12 protein-coding genes and 1 pseudogene are annotated in these 23,616 nt (G+C 68.2%); 5 read left to right on the top strand and 8 right to left on the bottom strand.

Features of this window, described 5'->3' with window-relative positions:
* Window positions 1–17 precede the first annotated feature (17 nt).
* Window positions 18–2,654: a U32 family peptidase gene (locus HNV26_RS19100; protein WP_171443847.1), complete on the bottom strand. Its 2,637-nt coding sequence runs from the start codon at window positions 2,652–2,654 to the stop codon at window positions 18–20.
* 118 nt (window positions 2,655–2,772) lie between these two features.
* Here HNV26_RS19100 and HNV26_RS19095 point away from each other — a divergent pair, with 118 nt between their 5' ends.
* The 3 genes from HNV26_RS19095 to HNV26_RS19085 all read left to right on the top strand — a co-directional run bounded on the left by HNV26_RS19095 (window position 2,773) and on the right by HNV26_RS19085 (window position 11,417).
* Complete coding sequence (locus HNV26_RS19095; RefSeq protein WP_171443848.1) at window positions 2,773–3,576, top strand: SDR family oxidoreductase; 804 nt, start codon at window positions 2,773–2,775, stop codon at window positions 3,574–3,576.
* Window positions 3,577–3,743: 167 nt separating this feature from the next.
* Entirely contained in the window at window positions 3,744–9,308 is a 5,565-nt protein-coding gene (locus tag HNV26_RS19090) for a lamin tail domain-containing protein (protein WP_171443849.1), read from the top strand.
* 156 nt (window positions 9,309–9,464) lie between these two features.
* On the top strand, window positions 9,465–11,417 hold the full coding sequence (locus HNV26_RS19085) for a M3 family metallopeptidase (RefSeq protein ID WP_090490379.1): 1,953 nt from the start codon (window positions 9,465–9,467) through the stop codon (window positions 11,415–11,417).
* Between the two features lie 15 nt (window positions 11,418–11,432).
* Here the strand turns inward: HNV26_RS19085 and HNV26_RS19080 are convergent, their stop codons facing one another.
* The 3 genes from HNV26_RS19080 to HNV26_RS19070 all read right to left on the bottom strand — a co-directional run bounded on the left by HNV26_RS19080 (window position 11,433) and on the right by HNV26_RS19070 (window position 15,500).
* Entirely contained in the window at window positions 11,433–12,506 is a 1,074-nt protein-coding gene (locus tag HNV26_RS19080; RefSeq protein ID WP_171443850.1) for a hypothetical protein, read from the bottom strand.
* A 165-nt stretch (window positions 12,507–12,671) separates the two neighbouring features.
* Window positions 12,672–12,806: a hypothetical protein gene (locus HNV26_RS39020; RefSeq protein WP_301338515.1), complete on the bottom strand. Its 135-nt coding sequence runs from the start codon at window positions 12,804–12,806 to the stop codon at window positions 12,672–12,674.
* A gap of 189 nt (window positions 12,807–12,995) precedes the next feature.
* Window positions 12,996–15,500, bottom strand: coding sequence for a glycogen/starch/alpha-glucan phosphorylase (locus HNV26_RS19070; protein WP_171443851.1), 2,505 nt, complete (start codon window positions 15,498–15,500; stop codon window positions 12,996–12,998).
* Window positions 15,501–15,725: 225 nt separating this feature from the next.
* Between HNV26_RS19070 and HNV26_RS19065 the strand changes: the two genes are divergently transcribed.
* A complete protein-coding gene (locus HNV26_RS19065) occupies window positions 15,726–16,310 on the top strand; it encodes a DUF2378 family protein (RefSeq protein WP_171443852.1) in 585 nt (194 codons plus the stop codon).
* Window positions 16,311–16,357: 47 nt separating this feature from the next.
* Here HNV26_RS19065 and HNV26_RS19060 read toward each other — a convergent pair whose 3' ends face one another.
* The 4 genes from HNV26_RS19060 to HNV26_RS19045 form a co-directional block, all read right to left on the bottom strand.
* Complete coding sequence (locus HNV26_RS19060; RefSeq protein WP_171443853.1) at window positions 16,358–17,536, bottom strand: M23 family metallopeptidase; 1,179 nt, start codon at window positions 17,534–17,536, stop codon at window positions 16,358–16,360.
* Window positions 17,537–17,754: 218 nt separating this feature from the next.
* Window positions 17,755–19,248 (bottom strand): SpoVR family protein, encoded by a 1,494-nt coding sequence (locus tag HNV26_RS19055; RefSeq protein WP_171443854.1) that lies wholly within the window; start codon window positions 19,246–19,248, stop codon window positions 17,755–17,757.
* Window positions 19,249–19,283: 35 nt separating this feature from the next.
* On the bottom strand, window positions 19,284–20,393 hold the full coding sequence (locus tag HNV26_RS19050) for a DUF444 family protein (protein WP_090490373.1): 1,110 nt from the start codon (window positions 20,391–20,393) through the stop codon (window positions 19,284–19,286).
* Window positions 20,394–20,415: 22 nt separating this feature from the next.
* Window positions 20,416–22,479, bottom strand: coding sequence for a PrkA family serine protein kinase (locus HNV26_RS19045; RefSeq protein ID WP_171443855.1), 2,064 nt, complete (start codon window positions 22,477–22,479; stop codon window positions 20,416–20,418).
* A gap of 918 nt (window positions 22,480–23,397) precedes the next feature.
* Here HNV26_RS19045 and HNV26_RS19040 point away from each other — a divergent pair.
* Window positions 23,398–23,616, top strand: a pseudogene (locus HNV26_RS19040) (hypothetical protein); the annotation flags it as partial.

The following is a 23,616-nucleotide window of genomic DNA, read 5'->3' as shown; positions in this document are numbered from 1 at the left end:
CGCGGTGGGCTACAGCGTCAGCGCTGCACGTTGAAGGTGGGGTTGAGCACCTTCATCGTGCCCTTCGTCACACCGAACTGCTCATGCACCGCCGCGCGGCGCACGGCCTCCGCAGGGGAGATGCGACCGGCCAGCAGCTCCTGGTACGCGGAGAGCACGCGCGACGCCTCCTCGCGGGACTCGCGCACGAACTCCACCCGGAAGCGCCGCACGCCCCGCGCGAGCAGCGACGGCACGAGGGAGGCCGCGCTCTGCGCCTGCGCGTTGAACACCGTGTTCCGGCACCCCACGTCCACCACCACCGGGTGCTCCAGCCCCTTGTGGTCCCTCAGGGACACGCGGTGCTTCTCACACGGCCGTCCACAGCTCCGGTAGTCCCGCCCGTGGGACAGCGTGTGGGAATACACGCAGTGCTCGGTGTGGAACGTGGAGATGTGGTGATGCACCGTCACCGTGAAGCGCTCCGCCGGCAGGTGCTCCAGCATGGCCCCCAACTGCACCGCGTCCAGGTCATGCGCGAACGTCAGCGTGTCCAGCCCGAGCCCCAGCAGGTGCAGCGCCGTCACGGAGTTGGTGACGTTGAGCGAGAAGTCCGCGTGCAGGGCGGGGCGCGTCTCCCCGGGCGCGGGCGGACGCTCCAGGAAGTGCATCATCGCGCCCCAGTGCCGCACCAGCACCGCGTCCGGCTTCAGCTTCGCGATGCGCGCGTCGTAGCCTTCCTCGCCCGGCTTCTGCACGCGCACCGTGGCAATCGTCACGCGCAGCCCCGCCGCGCGCGCACGCTCCACCGCGCGCTGCAGGCCCACCAGCTCCATCCAATCCAGCTCGACCTCGGGCAACCCCGCGGCAATCACCGCTTCGAGCTGCTCATCCGTGCGGCACAGCGGCAGCAGGCGCACGTCCTCCGCCGCCCGGGGCGCCGGCCGCACGCGCTCACGCAGCGACGCGCGCAGGGACTCCAGCGTGGAGCCTTCGTTCACGGTCCGCACCGGACCGCGCGCCACGGCTTCCGACAGCTCCGCCACCAGCCGGCGACGCAGCGCCTTCATCTCCGACACCGGCAAATGGAGCCCCGCCGCCAGCCCGGACGTATCCAGCCCCGTCAGCGTGAAAGGCGTTCCGCCCAGCGCCGCCAGCTTGTCCCGCAGCAGCGCTTCGTCGATGCCCCCACCGCGCGCCTCGGCCAGCGCCACCTCGCTGGACACCGAATAGACGTGTCCACCGCGCGCCCGGCCCAGCACCGTCAGCGGCGAACCGGCGGCGCCTGTCACGGTCAGCTCCAGGGGCACGCGGCCTTCGGGCTCGCCGCGCCCCAGCAACTCCTCCGTGCGCTTCGCCAGGGCCGGGTCGCTCGTCATCCAGACGCGCTGGCCCGGCTTCACCCGGCCCATGTTCGGACCGGGATTGCCGAAGCCGAGCACCCATCCACGGCCCTTGCGCTCCACTCGGAACAGCGGACCGCCGGGCTCGTGCTTGTCCTCGGGGTGCCCGTCGTCGAACACCACGCCCATGCCGGGGCGGGGCGACACCTCGGCCGCCACCGGTGTCTCCGTCTCCAGCGGAGAGGACACCTTGCCCACGGGCGCGTCGGGGCGCGCCTTCTCGTCGTCCTGGCCCAGCCCGCCCGTCCAGGGACGGCCCTCCGTGTCGTCCACCACGCGCACGTCACGACCGTGCACGGACTCCACGCGGCCCAGGTACGCGCCCCGGTGCTTCGGGAAGCGTCCCTCCACCAGCGTCTGGTGGTCCGAGCCCGCGAAGAAGCCGTGCGAGAAGCCCCGGCTGTACGACAGCGTCATGTCCGCCAGGTCCTTGCGCAGCGCCCCTGTGTCCGGCGTCCCCGCGGACACGCCATCCACCCAGCGCCGGTAGCCCTGCACCGCCGTGGCGACGTACTGCGGCCCCTTCTGCCGGCCTTCAATCTTCAGCGAATGGACGCCAATCTCCACCAGCTGCGGCACCGCCATCACGCCCGCGAGGTCCTTGGGGCTGAGCAGGTACTGCACGTCGCCTAGCTCCCGCGTCTGGCCATCCACCACCAGGTCGTACGGAAGCCGGCACGACTGCGCGCACTGCCCGCGGTTGGCGGAGCGTCCACCCCACGCCTCGCTCGTGAGGCACTGACCGCTCCACGACATGCAGAGCGCGCCGTGGATGAAGACCTCCAGCTCCACGTCCGTCTCCGACGCCAGCCGGCGAATCTCCGCCACGGACAGCTCGCGCGGCACCACCACGCGCGTGGCGCCCAGGCCCTTGGCGAAGCGCGCGCCCTCCGCGCTCGAAATGGTCATCTGCGTGGAGGCATGGACCTCCATCTGCGGACACACCGCGCGGGCCACCAGCGCAATCGCGGGGTCCTGGACGATGAGCGCGTCCACGCCGGCTTCGGCGATGCGGCGCAGGATGTTCTCCACCACCGGGAGCTCGGGCTCGAAGACCAGCGTGTTCAGCGTCAGATAGGCGCGGGCGCCGGCGCGGTGCACGAGCGCCAGCGTCCCCGGCAGGGTGGCGAGCGAGAAGTTCTCCGCGCGGGCGCGTGCGTTGAACCCTTCGTCCAATCCGAAATAGATGGCGTCCGCGCCACTGGCGAGCGCGGCCTTCATCGAGTCGAGGTCCCCAGCGGGGGCGAGGATTTCGGGGCGGCGGCGGGTCATGGCGCGACCTCTAACACACGGCCCCGGGTTCCGCTGTCCGTCTGGCGAACGTCATGGACGCAGTGCGGCAGGTTTGTTCAAGTCCCTGCCCGGTTGCTTCCACAGGAGACGGGTCCAAATGGCTGATGGCGTGTTCCGGGACGGGCTGCTCGCGGGCAAGGTGGCGTTCATTTCTGGCGGCAGCAGTGGCATCAACCTCGGCATCGCCGAGGCCTTCGTGAAGGCGGGCGCCAAGGTGGCCATCAACGGCCGCAACGTGGAGAAGCTCGAGGCCGCGGTGAAGGGGCTCCAGGCGCACGGCACCGCCATGGGCGTGGCCGCCGACGTCCGGGATTATGCCGCGGTGGAGAAGGCCCTCCAGACGGTGCGCGAGGCCTACGGTGAGCTGGACGTCGTCGTGTGCGGCGCCGCCGGCAACTTCCCCGCGCCCGCGCTGGGCATGTCCTCCAACGGCTTCAAGGCCGTCATGGACATCGACGTGCTGGGCACCTTCAACATCAGCCGCGCCGCCTTCGAGCACCTGCGCAAGCCGGGCGCGTCCCTCATCAACATCTCCGCGCCCCAGGCCTATCTCCCCATGGCCATGCAGGCCCACGTCTGTGCCGCCAAGGCCGGCGTGGACATGCTCACCCGCGTGCTGGCCATTGAATGGGGTGGCTCCGGCGTGCGCGTCAACGCGATTACCCCCGGCCCCATCGACGACACGGAAGGCATGCGCCGGCTCGCCCCCAGCGACGAGGGTCGCGACAAGCTCGCCCTGGCCCTGCCGCTCCAGCGTTTCGGGAAGAAGCAGGACATTGCCCAGCTCGCGCTCTTCCTGGCGTCGGAGGGCTCGTCCTACATCACCGGCTCCATCATGGTCTGCGACGGTGGCCAGTCCCTGCTGGGCGGCGGCGCGCTCATGGCCGCGCTCGGCATGTGACGGGGACGCACTCAACGGGGCATGGGTCACGATAGCCCCGTGGGTTCCACCCGGGATGCAAAGCTCTGGTGGAGGTCTACGTGGTGAAGGGACTTGTCTGGTAGAAGGCACTGGGACCTCGCGAGTGCTCTCTTCCGTGCGGGGTCCGTTCGTTCCCGGAGCCGCTCATGTCCCGTTGTCCTCTCGCGCTCACCCGGTTGCTGGGGTTGGGCGTGCTGTGCCTCGGCGTAGTGCTGGTGGGGTGTGGTGACAGCGGCACGTCGCCGCTCCCGCCTTCAGCGAAGTCTCTGCCCGACGCGACGCTCTCCACGGTGCAGGTGGACCGGGTGGAGCAGGTGCTGGCGGACGGCGTGGACCGGGTCACCATCACCGTGACGGTCCGGCGGAAGGACGGCTCTCCCATGGAGGGCCGCGCGGTGCGGGTGGAGGTCTCCGGCGACGGGAACACCGTGACGCAGCCCGCGGACCGGACGAATGCCCAGGGCGTGGCCACCGCGTCCGTGGTGTCCACGCGAGGCGGCTCGAAGCGGGTGACGGCCTCGGTGGATGCCGAGGGAGGCGCGGTGGTGCTGGGCTCGCGTCCCGTCGTCGGCTTCACCGTGCTGCGGGCCTCGAGGCTGGTCTTCGCGGCGGCCTCGCTGTCGGCCCGAGCGGGTGCGCCCATTGGCGGGCTGGAGGTCGAGTTCCGGGACGCTGACGGCCGCCCGGTTCCGTCCGTCACGGGGGAGGTGACGCTCTCGCTGGCTGCTGGCCCGGGTGGGGCTTCCTTGGGCGGCACGCTCCAGGCTCAGGCCGTGGACGGCGTCGCCCGCTTCCAGGAAGTGGTGCTGACGCGCGCGGGCCTGGGCTATCAGCTCAAGGCCGAGGCCACCGGCGTCGAGGGCGCGGTCAGCCCTTCGTTCGACGTGACGCCGGCCGCCGCCGCCACCGTCGAGGTGACGGGGCTGCCGCAGACCGCCATCGCGGGCTCCACGCATGACGCGGAGGTGACGGTGCGTGACGCGTTCGGCAACGTCGCCAGTGGCTATCGCGGTACGCTGAGCGTGCAGTCCTCGGACGCCACGGCCACGCTGCCGGGCGGGCACACCTTCACGGAGGCGGACGCGGGCCGCTTCCGTTTCACGGGCATCACCCTGCGGCGGGCGGGCACCCAGCGTGTCGATGTGCAGGACGCCGCGCAGGCGGGACTTGCGGGGCGCCAGGACGTGCGCGTCTCGGCGGACCGGACCTCGGCCTTGGCTTTCGCGCGCGTGCCCTCGCATGCGTCCGTTCGCGCCGCGCTGACCGCCGTGGAGGTGGTGCTCCAGGATGCGCATGGCAACCAGACGCCCGTGGGCGCACCGTCGGTGACGCTGTCCCTGGTGCCGGCGGGGGGCGTGCCCCTGCGTGGTGTCACCGAGGTGGCGCCCCTGGAGGGGCTGGCGTCGTTCTCCAGCGTGCACGTGGACACGGAGGGCCGCTTCCAGCTTCATGCCACCGCGGACGGACTGACGCCCGCCACGAGCTTGGACATCGACATCATCGATGATGTGTTCCCCGCCGTCCCTGTCCTCGCGGCGACCGCGGCCACGCCCGACAGCGTCACGGTGTCCTGGATGGCCGTGGGGGATGACGGCGACCAGGGGCGGGCCGCGTCGCATGCCCTGCGTTACTCGCTGAACCCGATTGAGACGGATACGGACTTCAACCAGGCGACGCCGGTGGGCGGCCTGGGTGAGCCCGCGGAGGCTGGTACGCAGGAGTCCGCTGTCCTCACGGGTCTTCAGCCCGGCACGAACTACTACGTGGCGCTGCGCGTGGCGGACAACCAGGGGAACGCGGTCCGCTCCTCCAGCTTGATGGTGCAGACGCAGGTGCAGGGCGTCACGCGGCTCGTCTTCTCCCAGCAGCCCGTGGATGGTGACGCGGGCGATACGCAGCCGGAGATCCGCGTCTCGTTGCTGGATGACGATGGACAGGTCGTCACCACGGCCACTTCGCCGGTGACGCTGACTCTGGAGGATGAGCCCGGCTTCACGCCGTTGCAGGTAGCGGCGGTCGCGGGCGTGGCGACCTTCTCTGGCGTGGTGGTGGAGCAGGCGGGAACGCACCGCTTCATCGCGGCTGCCACGGGGTTGGGCTCGGAGCCCAGCGACACGTTCACCATCGCGCCGGGCGACGCCGTCCGTCTGGCGCTCGCGGGCCTCGTTTCACCCGTGGCCGCGGGCGCTGTGGGCAGCGTCGTGGTGACGGCCCATGACGCCTTCGACAACGTGGCCACGGGTTACACCGGCGCGGTGCGCTTCTCGTCCACTGACGCCAACGCGGAGCTGCCTGGCAACTACACGTTCACCGTGGCGGATGCGGGCCGGCGGACCTTCAGCGGCGTGAGGCTGCTGACGTCGGGGACCCAGCGCGTCACCGTGGAGGACACGGCGCGGTCGGAGCTGACCGACACGCTCGAGGTGGAGGTGAGCACCGGTGCGGCCGCCGAGTTGGTGCTGAGCGCGCTCCCCACGGAGGTGGCGGCCGGCGAGGCGCAGAGCCTCACCATCACCGCGCGCGACGGCTTCGGCAACATCGTCACGGGCTACACGGGCACGGTGCACTTCGAATCGAATGACCCGGAGGCGACGCTGCCCGCGAACTACACCTTCGTTCCCGGGCAGGCCGCGGGGCAGCGCGCGTTCTCGGTGACGCTGGTGACCTCCGGCGCGCGCTCGGTGACGGTGCGGGAGGTGGGCAACACGGAGTTGGCGGCGACGGTGAACACCCAGGTCCTGTCTGGCCCCGCTGTGCAGTTGACGGTGCAACTGGACTCAGCGGCGACCCGCGCGGGTGAGCCCGTGGTGGCCACCGTGTCGGTGCGGGATGTCCACGGCAACCTCGCCTCGGGCTACCGGGGCACCGTCCACTTCGAGATTCCTGGGGACGCCCAGGCCACCGTGCCTTCGGACTACACCTTCACCGAGTCGGACGCCGGTGAGCGCCTCTTCAATGTGGAGTTCGCGGCAGTGGGCACGGGGCAGCTCGTCGTCACGGACACCACGACGGCGACGTTGACCGGGAATGCCTCTGTGACGGTGCAGCCCGGGCTCCTCGCGGCGTTGTCCGTGGTGGGGCCGACGGAGTCCATTGTCGCGGGTGAGCCTCAGTCCTTCACCGTCTCCGCGCGTGACCGCTTCGGCAACGTGCTGACGGCGTACCAGGGGACGGTGGCGCCCGCGTCCACGGACCCGGAGGCTGCGCCCCTGTCGGCGCACGTGTTCACCGGGGCGGACCAGGGAGCGCACAGCTTCACCATCACCTTCGAGACGGCGGGCGCGCAGTCGGTGACGTTCACGGACGGCGATGCCGGGGTGTCCGGTACGTCCGACTTCACCGTGGAAGCGGGGGCGCCCGTGCAGCTCGCGTTCGTCGCGCCTCCGGAGCCGGGCACCGTCCTGGAGCCGCTGTCCGAGACGCGGGTGGCCTTGCAGGATGCGTTCGGCAACGTCTCCAACGTCACGGCGCCGTCCGTGACGCTCCAATTGGTGGGGGCGGTCGGTGTGACGCTGGGCGGCACCTTGACGGTGGCGCCGGAGGCGGGCGTGGCCGTCTTTAGCGACCTCACGGTGGACCAGGCGGGCAGCTTCGTCCTCTCCGCGACCACGGAGAGCCCATCGCTGCCGTCCGTCGACACGATGGTCACCATCACCGACGACGTCGCGCCCGCCGAACCCGTTTTGAGCGCCAGCCTGGTGGACAACACGACGGTTCGCCTGACGTGGCTTGCCACGGGAGACAACGGCGTCGTGGGCAACGCCGCACGCTACGAGCTGCGCTACAGCGCGGGGCCGATTGACGCTCAGAGCTTCGCGCTGGCCAGCGAGGTGCCCACGGCGGCGCCACGGGCGCCGGGACAGGCGGAGGAAGTGACTCACGCGCTGCCGCCATCCCAGGCGGCCACCTGGTACTTCGCGCTCCGCGTCTTCGATGGCGCGAACAACGGCAGCACCGTGGCGTTCGTCTCCATCGCGGTGCCGGGCCCCTGCGGCGATATCGTCTGCGCGCCGCGCGCGCCGGAGTGTGACGAGGACGGTGTGCAGCGCGTGACCTACGAGGAAGCGTGCGTGGTGACGGCGGGGCTGGCGGAGTGCCAGTACACGGCCACCCCGGAGGTCTGCCCGGGGCAGGACGGAGTCTGTGTCGCGGGGGCGTGTGACACGGCGCCCGCGCCCGTGGCGGGTGAGTTGGTCATCAGCGAGGTGATGCACCGCCCGGACGCGAACACCACCGAATACATCGAGCTGACCAGCACCGTTGACGGACCGCGGGATATCGCGAACCTGCGCATCCGCTTCGACAATGGCGCGGGCAGCGAGACGGACTTCAGTGTGCTGACGCCGGGCGACCGGCCCCTCATCGTCCCGGGGCGGGGCACCTTCGTCCTCGCGAACAACGCGGATGCCGCCACCAACGGCGGCGTGGTGGCGCAGTACGGCTACGGGAGCACGCTCTTCGAGCTTGGCCACTCGGGGCACCTCTTCGTCGAGATGGGCGCCACCGTGGTGGATGACGTGGCGTACTCGGCCTCCTTCCCTCAGACGACGGGGCGCTCGATGAACCTGTCGTCCGTGGTGGTGGGCACGCGGGCCAGTCAGCACGCCTGGTACTGGTGTGACTCGGAGGCGGTGCTTCCTGGCGGAGGACGGGGCACGCCGGGCGGCGCCAACGCGTCCTGCGGTGTGGAGATCACCGGCCCGGTGGATTACTGCGCCATCCAGTCCCCGAAGTCCTTCGCCACTCCCATCCGGGCGGGCCGCGCGGAGTCCGTCTACAGCCAGTTCTCTGAGCCCCAGGTCAGCACTCGGAACCAGAACGGCAACGACGGCTTCCCGCACCTCGTGGCGGAGCTGGGCTACGGAACCGATGCTTCGTCACCCGCCTCGTGGACGTGGGTGACGGCGGAGCCGAACGCGGGCTTCGCCACGCCGGGCAACAACGATGAGCTGGTGGCTCCGTTGAACATCGCGGCGCCGGGCAACTACATCTACGGCTTCCGCTACCGTTTCTCCCAGGGGCCCGCGGCGGCCCAGGCGTGGGTGTACTGCGACCAGGACGGCGTCGTCGCTCAGGGCAGTACGGGCAACTACGGCACGGTGACGGCGGTTCCGCCGCCGGCCGTGGCCAATCACGTCGTCATCAGCGAGGTGTGCGGCGGCAACGGAAGCGGTTCCGCGGCGACCGATGAGTTCATCGAACTTTACAACCCGACGAACGTCGACGTGAACATCGGCGGCTGGCTGGTGCAGTACAAGTCTGCGACAGGGTCTTCGTACTCCGGCACCGTCACCATCCCCGCCGGGACCGTCATCCGCGCCCACGGGTACTTCCTGCTGGGGGGCGCCAATTACAGCGGCTCAGTGGTGCTGGATCTGGGCTATTCGTTCGACGTCTCGTCGTCCACGACGGCGGGTGGCCATGTTCGTATCGGTCCCGGCCTGACGGCTGCCGCCAACGACGTGGCGGTGGACAAGGTGGCGTGGGGCACGGGGAACTCGCCCGAAGGCACCGCCGCGCCCTCTCACCCCGCGGTGGGCGGCAGCCTGGAGCGCAAGGCCCTGAGCACGTCGACCTCCGCCACCATGGCGGCGGGCGGCGCAGACGCGTCCTTCGGCAACGGCCGGGACTCGGACAACAACAGCGCGGACTTCGTCACCCGGGCCGTCCGTCAGCCACAGAGCTCCCTGAGCCCGACGGAGCAGCCGTAGCCGGGCTGGAAGCACCGCGTTTCTCATGGAGGCCGCCGGGCGTGCATGCGCCGGGCGGCCTCTCGCATTGGCGCCGCCAATCCCTGCTGCTCCCCGGCGTCCGGCGCATTACCTTTGCGGCCGTATATTCGCCGTCATCACGTCCAGGAGCAGATTGTGTCAGAGAGCCAAGTCCCCGACGCCGCCCGCCTCGTCACCTGCCCACCGGCCGAATTCACGCGCGCCGGTGAGGAGGCCATGGCCGCCGCCCGAGCGGGAATCGCCCAACTCAAGGCCCTCCGCCCCCCCTACGTCACGCGCGAGGTGCTGGAGCTCTACGACGAGGCCACGGCCGCGCTCGACGATGCGGGAGCCCGCGCCAGCGTCGCCCGCCATGCGCACCCGGACGCCGCCATGCGCGAGGCCGCCGAGGCCGCCGAGCAGGCCCTGGAGACGCTCAGCAACGACATCCGCATGGACCGGGGCGTCTATGACGTGCTGGCCGCGCTGGACTTGTCCGGCGAGGACGCCGCCACGCGGAAGTGGATGGAGAAGGTGCGGCGGGAGTTCCGCCGCGCGGGCGTGGACCGGGATGACGCCACCCGCGCCCGGGTGAAGGCGCTCCAGGAGGAGTTGGTCCGCATTGGCCAGGAGTTCAGCCGCAACATCCGCCAGGACACGCGCACGGAAGCGCTGGCGCCGTCGGCGCTGGAGGGCCTGCCCGACGACTACGTGCGCGCCCACCCGCCCGGGCCGGACGGCAAGGTGCGCATCACCACGGACTACCCGGACATCGTCCCCTTCATGACGTACTCGCGGGATGCCCAGGCCCGCGAGCAGATGTGGCGCGTCTTCCGCCAGCGCGGCCACCCCGCCAACGCGGACGTCCTGCAGCGCATGGTGTCCCGCCGGAACGAGCTGGCCACGCTGCTGGGCTACCGGAACTGGGCGGCCTACGCGACCGAGGACAAGATGATTCGGGACGAGGGGGCGGCCTCGGATTTCATCGAGAAGATCGCCGCCGCGTCCGGTGCGCGCATGGAGCGCGACTACGCCACGCTGCTGGAGCGCAAGCGCCGTGACGTCCCTGGCGCCGAGCGCGTCAACCCGTGGGACCAGGCGTACCTGGAGGACCGCGTGAAGGCGGAGCAGTACGCCTTCGACTCGCAGGTGGTGCGGCCCTACTACGAGTACACGCGCGTGAAGCAGGGTGTGCTCGACCTGACGGCGCGCCTGTTCGGCGTCACCTACCGCCGCGTCGCGGACGCGCCGGTGTGGCACCCGGACGTAGAGGCCTACGACGTGTTCGAGGGCGCCACGCTGCGCGGGCGCTTCTACCTGGACATGCACCCGCGCGACGACAAGTACAAGCACGCGGCCCAGTTCACGCTGACCAGCGGGAAGTCGGGCCGGCGGCTGCCGGAAGGGGTGCTGGTCTGCAACTTCCCCCGTCCCGGCGCGGAGCCCGCGCTGCTCCAGCACAGCGACGTGGAGACCTTCTTCCACGAGTTCGGCCACCTGCTGCACCACATCTTCGGAGGCCACACGCGCTGGGCGGGCGTGTCCGGCGTACGCACGGAGTGGGACTTCGTGGAGGCGCCGTCGCAGATGCTGGAGGAATGGGCGCGTGACACCGCCAGCCTCCAGACGTTCGCGAAGCACTACCAGACGAATGAGCCCATCCCCGCGGATGTGGTGGAGCGCATGCGCCGCGCGGAGGAGTTCGGCAAGGGGCTCTGGGTGCGCCAGCAGATGTTCTACGCGGCGCTCAGCCTGGAGCTGTACCGGCGCAAGCCGGAGGGCGTTGACGCGGTGTCGCTCGTGCGCGAACTCCAGGGGAAGTTCACACCCTTCCCGTACGTGGAGGGCACCTACTTCCACCTCTCCTTCGGCCACCTCGACGGGTACTCGTCCAACTACTACACGTACATGTGGTCGCTCGTCATCGCGAAGGACCTGTTCACGGTGTTCCAGCAGAAGGGGATGCTGTCCCCGGAGCCCGCCCAGGCCTACCGGCGCGCGGTGCTGGAGCCGGGCGGTTCGGACGACGCGGCCCGACTGGTGAATGCCTTCCTGGGGCGCGACTACGACTTCCGCGCCTATGAGGAGTGGCTCAATCAGGCGGCGTGACGTCCCATCCGCGTTTCAGTTGCGCCCCCACTGCCGGGGGCGCGTGAAGCGGAAGAGGCCACTGGCCTCTTCCTGGGCGATGACGTCCGCCTCAGCGCCGAAGTAGCGGGCGCGCACCTCCTGGAGCCGGGCCTCCAGCGCATCGCCGGAGAGCGCCCGTGCCAGGGTCGCACGCTCCGCCATGTACCGGAGGCCCGCTTCCCAGCGGGCATCCCGTGTCTGGTCCAGAGAGTCCCATCGCCGCAGCGCTTCGTCATTCAGCCCCATCTCCTGGCGCACGGCCCACAGGCTGCGCGCGCGTTCGGCCGGTGTCATGTCCGTCAGTTCACGTTGGACGGAGGGCAGCGCCAGGAAGCGGTTCATCGTCTCCTGTGGATGCCGGGCGAGCTGCGCGGGTGCCCCGTCTCCGTAGACCTCTCCCAGCCGCGCCTTGTAGGCAGACAGCTTCTCCGAGAGGGGCAGGTCCTGCCTCGCATCAATCACCTGGAGCGCGTCCACCAGTGCCTGGTGCTTCAGCTCCGAATCCCAGAGGCGTTGCGCCGTCTCCTTCCCGAAGAGGCGGTTGCGCGCATCCCAGACGGCGGCACGGCGCTGCTTCTTGTCCAACCCTCGCAGGTAGGCGTCGTTGTCCTTCACCCACTTCTCGTAGTCCAGACGGTCGCGCAGCAGGGTGGTCAGCGCGTCGTACTGGCCGGGAAAGGCGCTGCGGAGGAATGTCTGGAGTTCTTCTCGCCACCGCTCGGGTGAGCGCGTCTGGAAATACCGCATGAGCTGCTCCAGCATCCGCAGCTGGACGGACGGTTCGTGCAGGCGCGAGCCGAAGCGCTCGAGCAGGGAGAGGCGCAGCACCTCCAACTCCGAGGCCAGGGACTCTGCCGCCGGTGCTGCTGCGTTGATGGCGCCTGGTGTGGGCGGCGCACGGCTCGCCGAGGCGCCCACGGGCGTAGGAAGGGCGCGGCCGCGAGGACTCGTGGTGCCAGGGGAGGGAGGTGCGCCAGACGTGTGTCCAGCGGGGAGGAGTCGCCAGCCCACGAGCAGGCCCAGGATGACGGCACTCGTTCCCAGCACGCGTTTGGCTTGCAGGCTCATGCCGCCAGGTCGTCGGACGTGACAGCTCCAATGCCAATCGTCCCCCAGTCCTGCGAGCGGAGTCGGAGGCCTCGGACGTCCGCTGAAGCGCAGCGGACCACCGTGGATGTGTTCCCTACAATGCAGTGCGCGTGCTGGAGCCGCTGAGCCCGGCCTTGCCTGACCTCAAGGCCTCCCGCGTCGTACCAGGGGCAGCCCGGCCTGGGCATACGTCCGCTTCTCGCGCAGGCGGCCTGCTTCCCAGTGCAGGACGTCCAGCCCGTACCAGCCGAAGTGCTGGCCGTACATCAGCCGGTACATGAGCTGGCGCGAGGCCCCGGCACAGCTTCCCGTCGTATGTCTCGTACAGCGCGTCCGGCGTGAAGTACGCCATCACCGCATCGAGGTCGTCGCGGTTGAAGGCGTCGGTGAAGGCCCGCACCACGTCCTCCAGCGCCCTCCGGTCGGCGTCGTCACCGGCCGGGAGGGGAGGGGAGGCGGGCCCTGTGCTCACGGGTCCACCGGCGTCTGCTGGATGCGCCAGATCTCCTCGGCGTACTGCTTGATGGTGCGGTCGGAGGAGAAGATGCCGCCACGCGCCACGTTGATGATGCACTTGCGCGCCCAGCCGTCCGCGTCCTTGTAGGCGTGCGCGACGTCCTCTTGCTTCGCCATGTACGACGGGAAGTCCGCCAGCATGAGGTAGCGGTCCTCCTCCAGGAGGCTGTCCACCAGCGGCTTGAAGAGGTGCTTGTCCTCCGGGGAGAAGAAGCCGGTGGAAATCAGGTCCAGCGCCTCGCGCAGCTCCTGGTGCTGGTTGTACTCGTCGCGCGGGCGGTAGCCCTCGCGCTTGCGGGCAATCACCTCGTCCGCGGTGAGGCCGAAGAGGAAGAAGTTCTCATCGCCCACCGCGTCGCGAATCTCCACGTTGGCGCCGTCCAGCGTGCCCAGCGTCAGCGCGCCGTTGAGCATCAGCTTCATGTTGCCGGTGCCGGACGCCTCCATGCCCGCGGTGGAGATCTGCTCGGACACGTCCGCGGCGGGGATGATGCGCTCGGCCAGGCTCACCCGGTAGTTGGGGGCGAACACGACCTGCAGGCCCGTGGTGCCCGCGTCGCTGTTCACCACCTCGGCGATGCCGTTGATGAGCCGGATGGTCAGCTTCGCCAGGTGGTAGCCCGGCGCCGCCTTGGCGCCGAAGATGAACGCCCGCGGGTGGATGATGGTGGACGGGTCCCTGCGCGCCTTCATCCACAGCGCCACGATGTGTAGCGCGTTGAGGAGCTGGCGCTTGTACTCGTGCAGGCGCTTGATCTGCACGTCGAAGATGGCGTCCGGATTGAGCTGCACCCAGCGCAAGTCACGGATGTGCCGGGCCAGGTCTTCCTTGTTGGCGCGCTTCACCTCGCGGAAGGCCTTGCGGAACTCCGGGTCCTCCGCGTGCGCCTCCAGCTTCGTCAGCTCGTCCAGGTCCGTGACCCAGCCCTCGCCGATGCGGGACGTAATCAGCTTGGACAGGCGGGGGTTGCACCATGCCAGCCAGCGGCGCGGCGTCACGCCGTTCGTCTTGTTGTTGAACCGCTCCGGGTTCATGGACGCGAAGTCCGTCAGCACGTCCCGGCGCAGCAGGTCGGTGTGCAGCGCGGCCACGCCGTTGACGCTGTGGCTGCCGACGACGGCGAGGTGGGCCATGCGAATCTTCTTCTCGGCCCCTTCCTCCACCAGGCTCATCCGCTGCATCTTCTCCTGGTCGTACGGGTAGCGAATCTGCACCTGCCGCAGGAAGCGCGAGTTGATTTCGTAGATGATCTCCAGGTGGCGGGGCAGCAGCCGCTCGAAGAGCGTCACCGGCCACTTCTCCATCGCCTCGGCCAGCAGCGTGTGGTTGGTGTAGCCGAACGTCTCCTGGGTAATCGTCCAGGCCTCGTCCCAGAGCAGGCGCTTCTCGTCCACCAGCACGCGCATCAGCTCCGCCACGCCAATGGCCGGGTGCGTGTCGTTGAGCTGGATGGCTGCCTTGCGGGAGAAGTCCTTGAAGTCCGTGTGGTTCTTCAGATAGCGCCGGACGATGTCCGCGATGGAGCACGCGACGAAGAAGTACTGCTGCTTGAGCCGCAGCTCCTTGCCGGCCTGGAACGCGTCGTTGGGGTAGAGGACCTTGGAGATGACCTCCGAGTCGTTCTTCTCCACCACCGAGCGCTCGTAGTCGCCCGCGTTGAACAGCAGCAGGTCGAACTCCTCGGAGGCGCGCGCCTGCCACAGCCGCAGCGTGTTGACGGTGTTGTTGTGGTACCCGGCGATGGGCGTGTCATACGGCACGCCCACCACCGTCTTGCCGCCCACCCAGCGCGCCACGGGACGGCCATCCGGGCCCTGGTGGTGCTCCACGCGCCCGAAGAAGCGCACCGGCACCGCCTTCTCCGGCCGGACGATTTCCCACGGGTTGCCGAACTTGAGCCACTCGTCGGCGCGCTCCACCTGGTACCCGTCGACGATGTCCTGCGTGAAGATGCCGAACTCGTAGCGGATGCCGTACCCCATGCCGGGGTAGGCCAGTGTGGCCAGCGACTCCATGAAACACGCGGCCAGGCGCCCCAGGCCGCCGTTGCCCAGGCCCGCGTCCGGCTCCATCTCCAGCAGGTTGGTGAGGTCCACCCCCACCTCCTGCATGGACTCGGCGGCCGCTTCGTACATCCCCAGGTTCAGCAGGTTGTTGCCCAGGGCCCGACCCAGCAGGTACTCGGCGGACAGGTAATAGGCGCGCTTGACGTCCTTTTCGTAGTACGTGCGCGATGTCTTCACCCACCGGTCCGCCAGCCTGTCACGCACCGCGAGCGACAGCGCCATGAAGCGGTCGTGGGGGGTGGACGACTCGTAGTTCTTTCCTCGCGAATAGCGGACGTGGTCGAGGAAGGAACGGCGCAAGCTGGCCGCGTCGTGCCCGAGCCCGCCGTCGTCGGTCGTGACCGGCTGGGCGGGGCGGGGCTGCTGGGAGGCGGAGGCAGGAGGGGCCATGGCGCTGGGTATCTCTGGACGGAGTTGCTGCGGGTTCATGGTTTCGCGGGCGCCGGGGTTTCCCGGGTTCGCGAAGGTGTGTCAGGCTAGCGCAGCCGTGTCTCGCACCGCACCGGTAAAGCGCGTCCCGGCCCTATGGGACAGCTCACCTGGAAGGGCGGCGGACTGCCTGCCGGTGGATGGCGCGCCAACCCGGAGACGGATTGATGTAGAGAGCAATCCGCCATGGGCTTTCCGCAGAACGACCTCGAACAACGGTTGGCCGTCATCCGCCCCGACGACACGGTGCGCGGGCTCGTCTTCAACGCGGTGTTCAACCTGGCGGAGAAGAAGCTGGGCGTGGAGGCGGCCACGCGCCTGCGTGAGCCCTTCTTCAAGCGTTCCCCGGTGGACTTCTTCTCCTACCCGGCCGTGGATGCCCTGCGCCTCTTGTACGCGACGTCGGAAGCGCTCACGCCCGTCTACGGCTCCATGGAGGACGCGGTGCGGGCCTGCGGGGCCGCGGCCGTCACGCACTTCTTCCAGTCCACGGTGGGGCAGACGCTCAACCGCCTCATCGGCAAGGGCGACCCCAAGCGGCTCCTCTCCCACGCGCCCACCGCGTACTCGACGCTGGTGAGCTACGGCCGGCGCGAATTCGCCGTGCTGGGAGACAAGCAGGTGCGCCTGGCCTTCCATGGGGACATGCAGCCGGTGCAGTACCACGAGGGCGTCTTGAAGGAGGCGCTGAGCGTCGTCGGCTGCAAGAGCCAGGTGGTGGGCACGCCTCGCGGCGTGACGGGCGCTGACTACGTCATCACCTGGGTGTAGACCTGTGGCGCGCGTCCCTCGGAGGGGACGCGCTCGGCGTCACCGCGTCACGGCATGGCCGCGGCCTGCCCGGCGACGGCGGCCATGGACACGGCCTCCATCTGCCCCGTCAGCTCCTGCGCCTTGGCGAGGAAGTCCGGCAGCAGCGCCTTGGGCAGCGGGTCCGCGCGGGGGAACTGCTGGTTGAGCGGGTTGGTGTACTGGCCGTTGCGCTTGAGCCCGAAGTGCAGGTGCGGCCCGGTGGAGCGGCCGGTGTTGCCGGAGTAGGCGATGACCTGCTTCTGCCGCACGCGGGCGCCCGCGCGGACGCCTTCGCCGAAGCGCGACAGGTGCATGTACTGCGTCTCGAAGCCGTTGGCGTGGCGGATGACCACCATGTTGCCGGCGGCGCCCGCGTAGCCCGCCTGCGTCACCGTGCCGTCCGCCACCGCCCACACCGGGGTGCCGATGGGGGTGCCGTAGTCCACGCCATTGTGGGCCTTGAGGTACTTGAGCACCGGGTGGAAGCGCGAGCCGAAGCGGCTGGTGACGTTGGCGTACTTCAGGGGCGTCTTGAGGAAGGTCTTCTTCGCGCTGGCGCCCTCCTCGTTGAAGTAGTTGGGCTGCCCGTCCGGGAGCACGTAGCGGTACACCTTCTTGTTGCCCACGAGCCCGCCCGCGTACGTCGCCGCCAGCACGTCGCCGTAGCGCAGCAGGCGGCCCTTGGAGACGAACTTCTCCACCAGCGCGCGCGCCGTGTCGCCCTTGCGCACGTCACGGTAGAAGTCGATGTCCCAGGCGAACACGTCCGCCAGCACCATGCCGATGGCCGGGTCCTCGCCGGCGGCCACCGCCGCCTCGTACAACGACGACTGGATTTCCAGCGCCACCACGGCGACCTGCTTCTCCACCTCGATGGCGCGCTTGCTGCCCACGTACTTCTCGCCGTCGCGGCGGACCTGCCACTCGTCCACCATGCTCTGGCGGTAGTCGAAGAAGTCCAGCTCCCCGTCGCGGATGACGAGCCGCAGCTGGTCGCCCACGCGCGACTTGCGGAAGTCGAATACGCCCTCCAGCGCGGAGATGACGGCGGCCACCTGCGCGTCCGGGAGCTGCGCGTCGTGCAGCGCCTTCGCGAGCGTCTGGTTCGGCTCGATACGGCGGTTCTTGATGACGTGACGGACCGCGGCTTCGGACGTCGAAGCCAGCAGCGCGGCGGCCAGGCAGAGCAGGGGAGCGATTCTCATGGGGCGGCGGCCGAGTGTAGTGGACGCCCTGGCGCTCGCCCAGCGGAGGGCCGGGAAATTTCCGGGCTCGGCTGCCTGGCTGCTTGAAACCCCCTGAGGAGCGCCTGGCCCGGCCTCCGGCGCATCGCCGAGGCCCGTGTCCGCGGGGCCCCGCTACCTCGAACAGGCGATGCCGCCGGTGAACCTCTGACGCACCGCCCGAGGCCGGGTACGGCTGCTCAGAGCTCCACCTTCCGCTCGGAGTGGCTCTGCCCGTCGAAGCGCAGAAGGGCGCCCTTGTTGTCGTACCGGGTGAGGATGTTGACGGGCCGGCGCCACAGGGACTGGAGGTTGCGCAGCGTCTCGCGGGCGTAGTCGCCCTTGAGGTCCTGTCCGTCGTGGCGGTGCGCCAGCAGCAGCTCGCTGCGGTTCTCGAAGTTGCCGTCCACCACCTCGATGATGGGCTGGCCGAAGTTGGTGAGTCCCTGGAGGAGCTTGTTCTTCACCTTCTTGAACTCGCGGTCGAGGATCTCCCACGAGTTGCGCTTGTCGTTGAAGCCGTACACGAAGAGCTTCTGCTCCATCGCGAACTCGGGCGTCAGGAACGTGTCGATGAAGGTGATGTCGTTGTAGTGCTTGCGGACCTCGAAGATCTTCTCGCGGCCGGCGCCCAGCTTCTTGTCCCAGGAGCGGCGCGCGCGCAAATCATCGCACTCGTCCCACTCCTTGCCGAAGCGGCCCTTGTTCCACCGCTCCTCGATGTCGCGCCACAGCTCGATGCCGAGCTTGTACGGGTTGATGGCGCCAGGGCGGGTCCCCATGGTGCCGGAGTGGTGGTCCGCGTAGTCGATGATTTCGTCGTCCTTGAGGGCCCGGCGCGTCATGATGGTGGAGTGCCAGTAGCTGGCCCACCCCTCGTTCATGATCTTCGTCTGGCCCTGGGGCGCGAAGTAGTAGGCCTCGTCGCGCAGAATCGCGAGGATGTCCGCCTCCCACGGCTCCAGCGGCGCCTCTTCCAGCAGGAAGAGCAGCACGTCGCGCTGGGGGCGCTCGGGGAACTTCTTGGCGCGCTGCTTCTCGTCCTCCACCTTCTTGCGCTGGGAGTCGAGGAACTCGGACGGGTTGATGTAGCCGCGCATGTACTCGCGGCCCACCTTGAAGCCCTCCACGCGCTCGTTGGCCTTGAGCTCGTCCTCGGCCTTCTTCGGGTCCGGGTTGCGCCGGATGTGCGGCGCGTGCTGGTCGATGAGGTTCTCCAGGCTCAGCGTCCGGTCGATGAAGTCCTCGACCTTCTCCACGCCAATCTTGTCCACCCAGCGCCTCACTCGCGTGGCGTGGTTGGCCATCTCATCAATCATCCGGCGGTTGGTGTGCCGGAAGGAGAAGTTGTTCTTGAAGAAGTCGCAATGGCCGTAGACGTGGGCCATGACGAGCTTCTGGTCCACCTCCGGGTTGCTCTCCATCAAGTAGGCGTAGCAAGGGTCGTTGTTGATGACGAGCTCGTAGATTTTGCTCAGCCCGTACTCGTAGCCCTTGGCGAGCTGCTCGTACTCCATGCCCCAGCGCCAGTGGGGATAGCGGGTGGGAAAGCCGCCGTAGGCGGCCACCATGTTCATCTCGTCGTAGGACACCATCTCGAAGTGGGTGTCGAAGAAGTCCAGGCCGAACTCCTTGGCGTAACCATGGATTTCGTCCCGGAGCGAGGCGAGGCGAGGGGGGAGGCTCTTGGGCATCGGGCAGTCGCTCCGGTGGGAAAGGACCGCTGAAGTCAGCGGCCCTTGCCGAGGAAGTCCTTGATGGACGCGTAGATGGCGTCCTTGTCCGCGATTTCGCTCAGTGCGACGTTGGGCGTGTCCCCCACCGCCTCGCGCAAATCCTTGATGAACTGGCCACTGCCGTAGGGGGACTCCACCTGGCCGTAGGCGAACTGGTTGACGTTGGGGAGCACGTCGTTGCGCAGCATTTCAATGCACTGCCGCGTGTCGTCCGCGCTCCAGTTGTCCCCGTCGCTGAAGTGGAACGGGTAGATGTTCCACGCGCTCTTCGGGTAGTCCGCCAGGATGATGTCCCGGCAGAGCTTGTAGGCGCTGGAGATCATCGTCCCGCCGGACTCGCGGGTGTGGAAGAACGTGTCGCGGTCCACCTCGCGCGCCACCGCGTCGTGGATGATGTAGCGCGCCTCCAGCCCCTTGTATTGGTGGCGAAGCCACGTATCGAGCCAGAAGCTCTCGATGCGGACAATTTCCTTCTGCTCGTCGCCCATGGAGCCGGACACGTCCATCATGTAGATGATGACCGCGTTCGTTTCGGGCAGGTCCTGGAGCTTGTAGCTGCGGTAGCGGCGGTCCTCGCGCGTGGGGATGATGACGGGCCGCGCCGGGTCATACGTGCCAGCGGCGATCTGCCGCCGCAGGGCCTGCTTGAAGGTCCGCTTGAAGTGCCGCAGTGACTCCGGGCCGGTGGTGTTGACGCCGGTGTAGCGGATCTTCTGGGTGATGATGCGCTCGTTCTGCCGCCGCTCGATGTTGGGCAGCTGCAGCTCCTCACCCAGAATCTGGGCGAGCTCGTCGAGCGTGACGTCCACCTCCATGGCGTGGTCGCCTTCGCCCTGGCCGGCCTGCTTGCCTTCCCCGGGCTCCACCGCCCCGGGCCCGAGCTGCTGGCCGACCTCGCCGTCACCCTGCCCGACGCCACCCTGTTCCTTGTGGCCGTACTTGAAGCGGGGGATGTCGATGAAGGGGATGGGGATGGAGATGGCGTCCTTCCCCTTCTTCCCAATCATCTCGCCCTTCTGCACGTACTTGCGCAGGTTGGCTTTGATCTTCCCCCGGACGATCTGTTTGAAGCGGGAGTGGTCCTGGTGGATCTTCAAGGTCACGACGGCTCGCCCCTCTCTGGTGTTACTCCTTCGCGTCGCCGCGGGCGAAGATGCTGGCCACGAAGTTCAGCACGTCCGTGGAGCAGATCTCGCAGTAGCCGTAGTTCTTCATCATCCGGTCCTTCACCAGGTCGATCTTCTCCTGCGTCTCCTTGTCGACGACGGAGGACACCAGGTTCTTGAGCTTGATGCTGTCCTTCTGGTCCTCGAACAGCTTCAGCTCCAGCGACTTGTGGAGCCGCTCGTTGGTCCGGTAGTTGAAGGTCTTCCCCTCCACCGCGAGCGCGCCGATGTAGTTCATGATTTCGCGGCGGAAGTCGTCCTTGCGGGTATCGGGGATGTCGATCTTCTCCTCGATGGACCGCATCAGCCGCTCATCGGGCTCCTCGTAGAGGCCGGTGTACTTGTTCTTGACCTTCTCCTTCTGGGTGTAGGCCTTGATGTTGTCGATGTAGTTGCCGCACAGCTTGGCGATGGCGTCCTCGTCCGCGGAGATGGCGCGCTGGACCTCGTTCTTGACGATGTCCTCGTACTCCTGCTTCACGGACGTGAGCAGCTCCTTCATCCCCTTGCGCGTGTCCTCGCTGTTGATGAGGGAGTGCGTCTTGAGGCCGGCCTCCAGCTCGTTGAGGACCATGAAGGGGTTGATGCAGCCCTCGCCCTTGTCGCTCACCAGGGCGTTGGAGATCTTGTCCTGGATGTAGCGCGGAGAGATGCCCTCCAGGCCCTCGCGGTTGCTCTCCTTGCGCAGCTCCTTGATGTTGTCCTCGGTGAAGTTCGGGAGCGTCTTGCCGTTGTAGAGCTTGAGCTTCTGGAGCAGCGACAGGTTGTGCTTCTTGGGCTCTTCCAGGCGCGTGAGCACGGCCCACATGGCGGCCATCTCCAGCGTGTGCGGAGCGATGTGCTTGCCCTTGATGGCGCGGGAGTTGAAGTCCTTCTCGTAGATCTTCACCTCTTCGGACAGCTTGGTGATGTACGGGACGTCAATCTTCACCGTGCGATCTCTCAGGGCCTCCATGAACTCGTTGTTCTCGAGCTTCTTGTACTCGGGCTCGTTGGTGTGGCCGAGGATGACCTCGTCGATGTCCGTCTGCGGGAACTTCTTCGGCTTGATCTTGTGCTCCTGCGACGCGCCGAGCAGGTCGTAGAGGAACGCGACGTCCAGCTTCAGCACCTCGACGAACTCGATGATGCCGCGGTTGGCGATGTTGAACTCGCCGTCGAAGTTGAAGGCGCGCGGGTCGGAGTCGGAGCCGTATTCGGCGATCTTCCGGTAGTTGATGTCACCGGTGAGCTCGGTGGAGTCCTGGTTCTTCTCGTCCTTGGGCTGGAAGGTGCCGATGCCCACGCGGTCCTTCTCGCTGAAGACGAGCCGGTTGACGCGGATGTGGCTCATGACCTTGGCGAAGTCGCCCTGGTACTGCGTCATCAGGTCCTTGAAGACGAAGCGGCAGGCGGGGCACAGCTCGGAGCCATCCGGAATGGCGTAGCCGGACTCGGGCGGAGACAGCTCGGCGTAGATCTTGGAACGCCACTCCCGGGGGATGAGGTTGAGCGGCTCCTCGTTCATCGGGCACTTCATCTTCTCCTTCACCGGGGCGCCGTCGGAGCCCTTCTTGTCGGTGAGCCAGGAGAAGGTGTACGCGGCGCCCTCCGGCGTCTTGGAATAGTCCTCGGTGCCCTTCTTCAGCAGGCGCGCGATGGTGGACTTGGACGAGCCCACGGGGCCGTGGAGGAGGATGACGCGCTTCTCGGTGCCGTAGCCCTGGGCGGCGGACTTGAAGACGTTGACCAGCTTCATGAGCGGGACATCGAGCCCGAAGATGGCGTCACGGCCGCCGAACTTCTCGTCGCTGAAGAAGTGGTAGCGGATGAGCTTCTTCTTGTTGTCGATGTACTCCGTCTTTCCGTGGCTGAGGATCATGTCGTAGATCCTCTGGAAGGCGGTGCGGGTGACCTTGGGGTTCTGCCGGACGATTTCGAGGTACTCCTCGAACGAGCCTTCCCAGTTGAGCTCCGCGTAGGTCTTCACGTCCTGCAGCGCGGCGATTCTGGAGACCCACGAACCCTTCTCAGCGTCCTTCATGTCTCTCCCTCGGAGCCACCCGGGGACGCGGAAAGCCGCGCCGACAGGGGGGCCAAAATGGTCAACCTGGAGGGCATGACTGCCATTCCACACCCACCCCGACGAGGTCCCAGGCACGACAGCCCTGCTGCCCCTTCGGGACCCCGCCGCGGAGTGGGACCGCGCGTTACGCTCGTGTCAGGGGTGGAACACCCGAAGGCGCACCCCCTCCACGGGGTGAAAAGGCATCTTGATTATAAGGGCCCTCGCCCACGGGGGTAGGCGCACACCGGCTGCACGAAGGGTAGTGAACGCCTGAACGGTCATTTCCCCGGCGCCCGGCAGCAGCAATGCTCGTGTGGGTTGTGGGGCAGCGTGCCCTTTCGCTCCACATGTCGGCGCGGAGCCTTCACGGGCGAGGTTGGCGTCGCATGCATGAAAGCAGGCGAGCGGTCGTGTGGGACGGGCGTCGGGTACCGAGTGAGTGTCGTGCGCCTGACGCGCGTCCCGCGAGGTGACGATGGGATGATGCGCGGCTCGCGTCACGGCCAGGCGCGACGGACATCGCGCATGCCATGTCAGGTATCGGGCAGGCGTGAAGGGGGCCCGTGGCCCAGGGGCTCGCCGCCACCAGCCAGGCCGGGTGAGACATCAAGGCGTGTAGGAAGGCGACTCGTCGCAGGCGCGCTTTGCTGTGAATGAAACGCGGCACGGCGCATCCGCGTCTGGCGCGGCGCAGCCCCTGCTTCACTCGAAGGGTCTCCCATTCTGGACGGCCCAGGGGCGTGCACGAGAGGACGACCTCTGAGCATGGCGTATGCAATGGGGGGCATGGCGTCTGTCCTTCCTTGGAGCCTCCTGGTGCCCGTCCTGCTCGTCGCAACCTGTCTTCTTGGCGCATGGGTCCAGGCAACAGTTCCTCATGCGGAGGGAGACGTGGTGGCGACGGCACTGCTTGATGCGGGGCGCTCACCCCGCCGAGCGCTGCGGCTGGAGCAGCGGCCAGGGTGGGGCCAGGGCATGGTGGTGTCTGTCTCTCCCGAGGTTGAGACGGTGCTGGGCGTGGGGGCCGGCCGCGAGCTGCGAACGGAGTATGGCCCCGAGGTCTCGGTGCCGCTCTACGTGGAATGGCAGGCGGGGGCGGGGAAGGGGCAGGCG

It is taken from the genome of Myxococcus xanthus (assembly GCF_013116825.1).
Taxonomy (GTDB): Bacteria; Myxococcota; Myxococcia; order Myxococcales; family Myxococcaceae; genus Myxococcus; species Myxococcus xanthus_B.
This window is presented reverse-complemented; position numbering and strand designations above follow the sequence as displayed.

Excerpts from the sequence above, each read along its gene's own strand:
- HNV26_RS19095 (WP_171443848.1), top strand. The coding sequence starts at position 2,773 with ATGGCTGATGGCGTGTTCCGGGACGGGCTGCTCGCGGGCAAGGTGGCG.
- HNV26_RS19055 (WP_171443854.1), bottom strand. The coding sequence starts at position 19,248 with ATGCCCAAGAGCCTCCCCCCTCGCCTCGCCTCGCTCCGGGACGAAATC.
- HNV26_RS19070 (WP_171443851.1), bottom strand. The coding sequence starts at position 15,500 with ATGGCCCCTCCTGCCTCCGCCTCCCAGCAGCCCCGCCCCGCCCAGCCG.
- HNV26_RS19060 (WP_171443853.1), bottom strand. The coding sequence starts at position 17,536 with ATGAGAATCGCTCCCCTGCTCTGCCTGGCCGCCGCGCTGCTGGCTTCG.
- HNV26_RS19045 (WP_171443855.1), bottom strand. The coding sequence starts at position 22,479 with ATGAAGGACGCTGAGAAGGGTTCGTGGGTCTCCAGAATCGCCGCGCTG.
- HNV26_RS19090 (WP_171443849.1), top strand. The coding sequence starts at position 3,744 with ATGTCCCGTTGTCCTCTCGCGCTCACCCGGTTGCTGGGGTTGGGCGTG.
- HNV26_RS19080 (WP_171443850.1), bottom strand. The coding sequence starts at position 12,506 with ATGAGCCTGCAAGCCAAACGCGTGCTGGGAACGAGTGCCGTCATCCTG.
- HNV26_RS39020 (WP_301338515.1), bottom strand. The coding sequence starts at position 12,806 with ATGTACCGGCTGATGTACGGCCAGCACTTCGGCTGGTACGGGCTGGAC.
- HNV26_RS19065 (WP_171443852.1), top strand. The coding sequence starts at position 15,726 with ATGGGCTTTCCGCAGAACGACCTCGAACAACGGTTGGCCGTCATCCGC.
- HNV26_RS19100 (WP_171443847.1), bottom strand. The coding sequence starts at position 2,654 with ATGACCCGCCGCCGCCCCGAAATCCTCGCCCCCGCTGGGGACCTCGAC.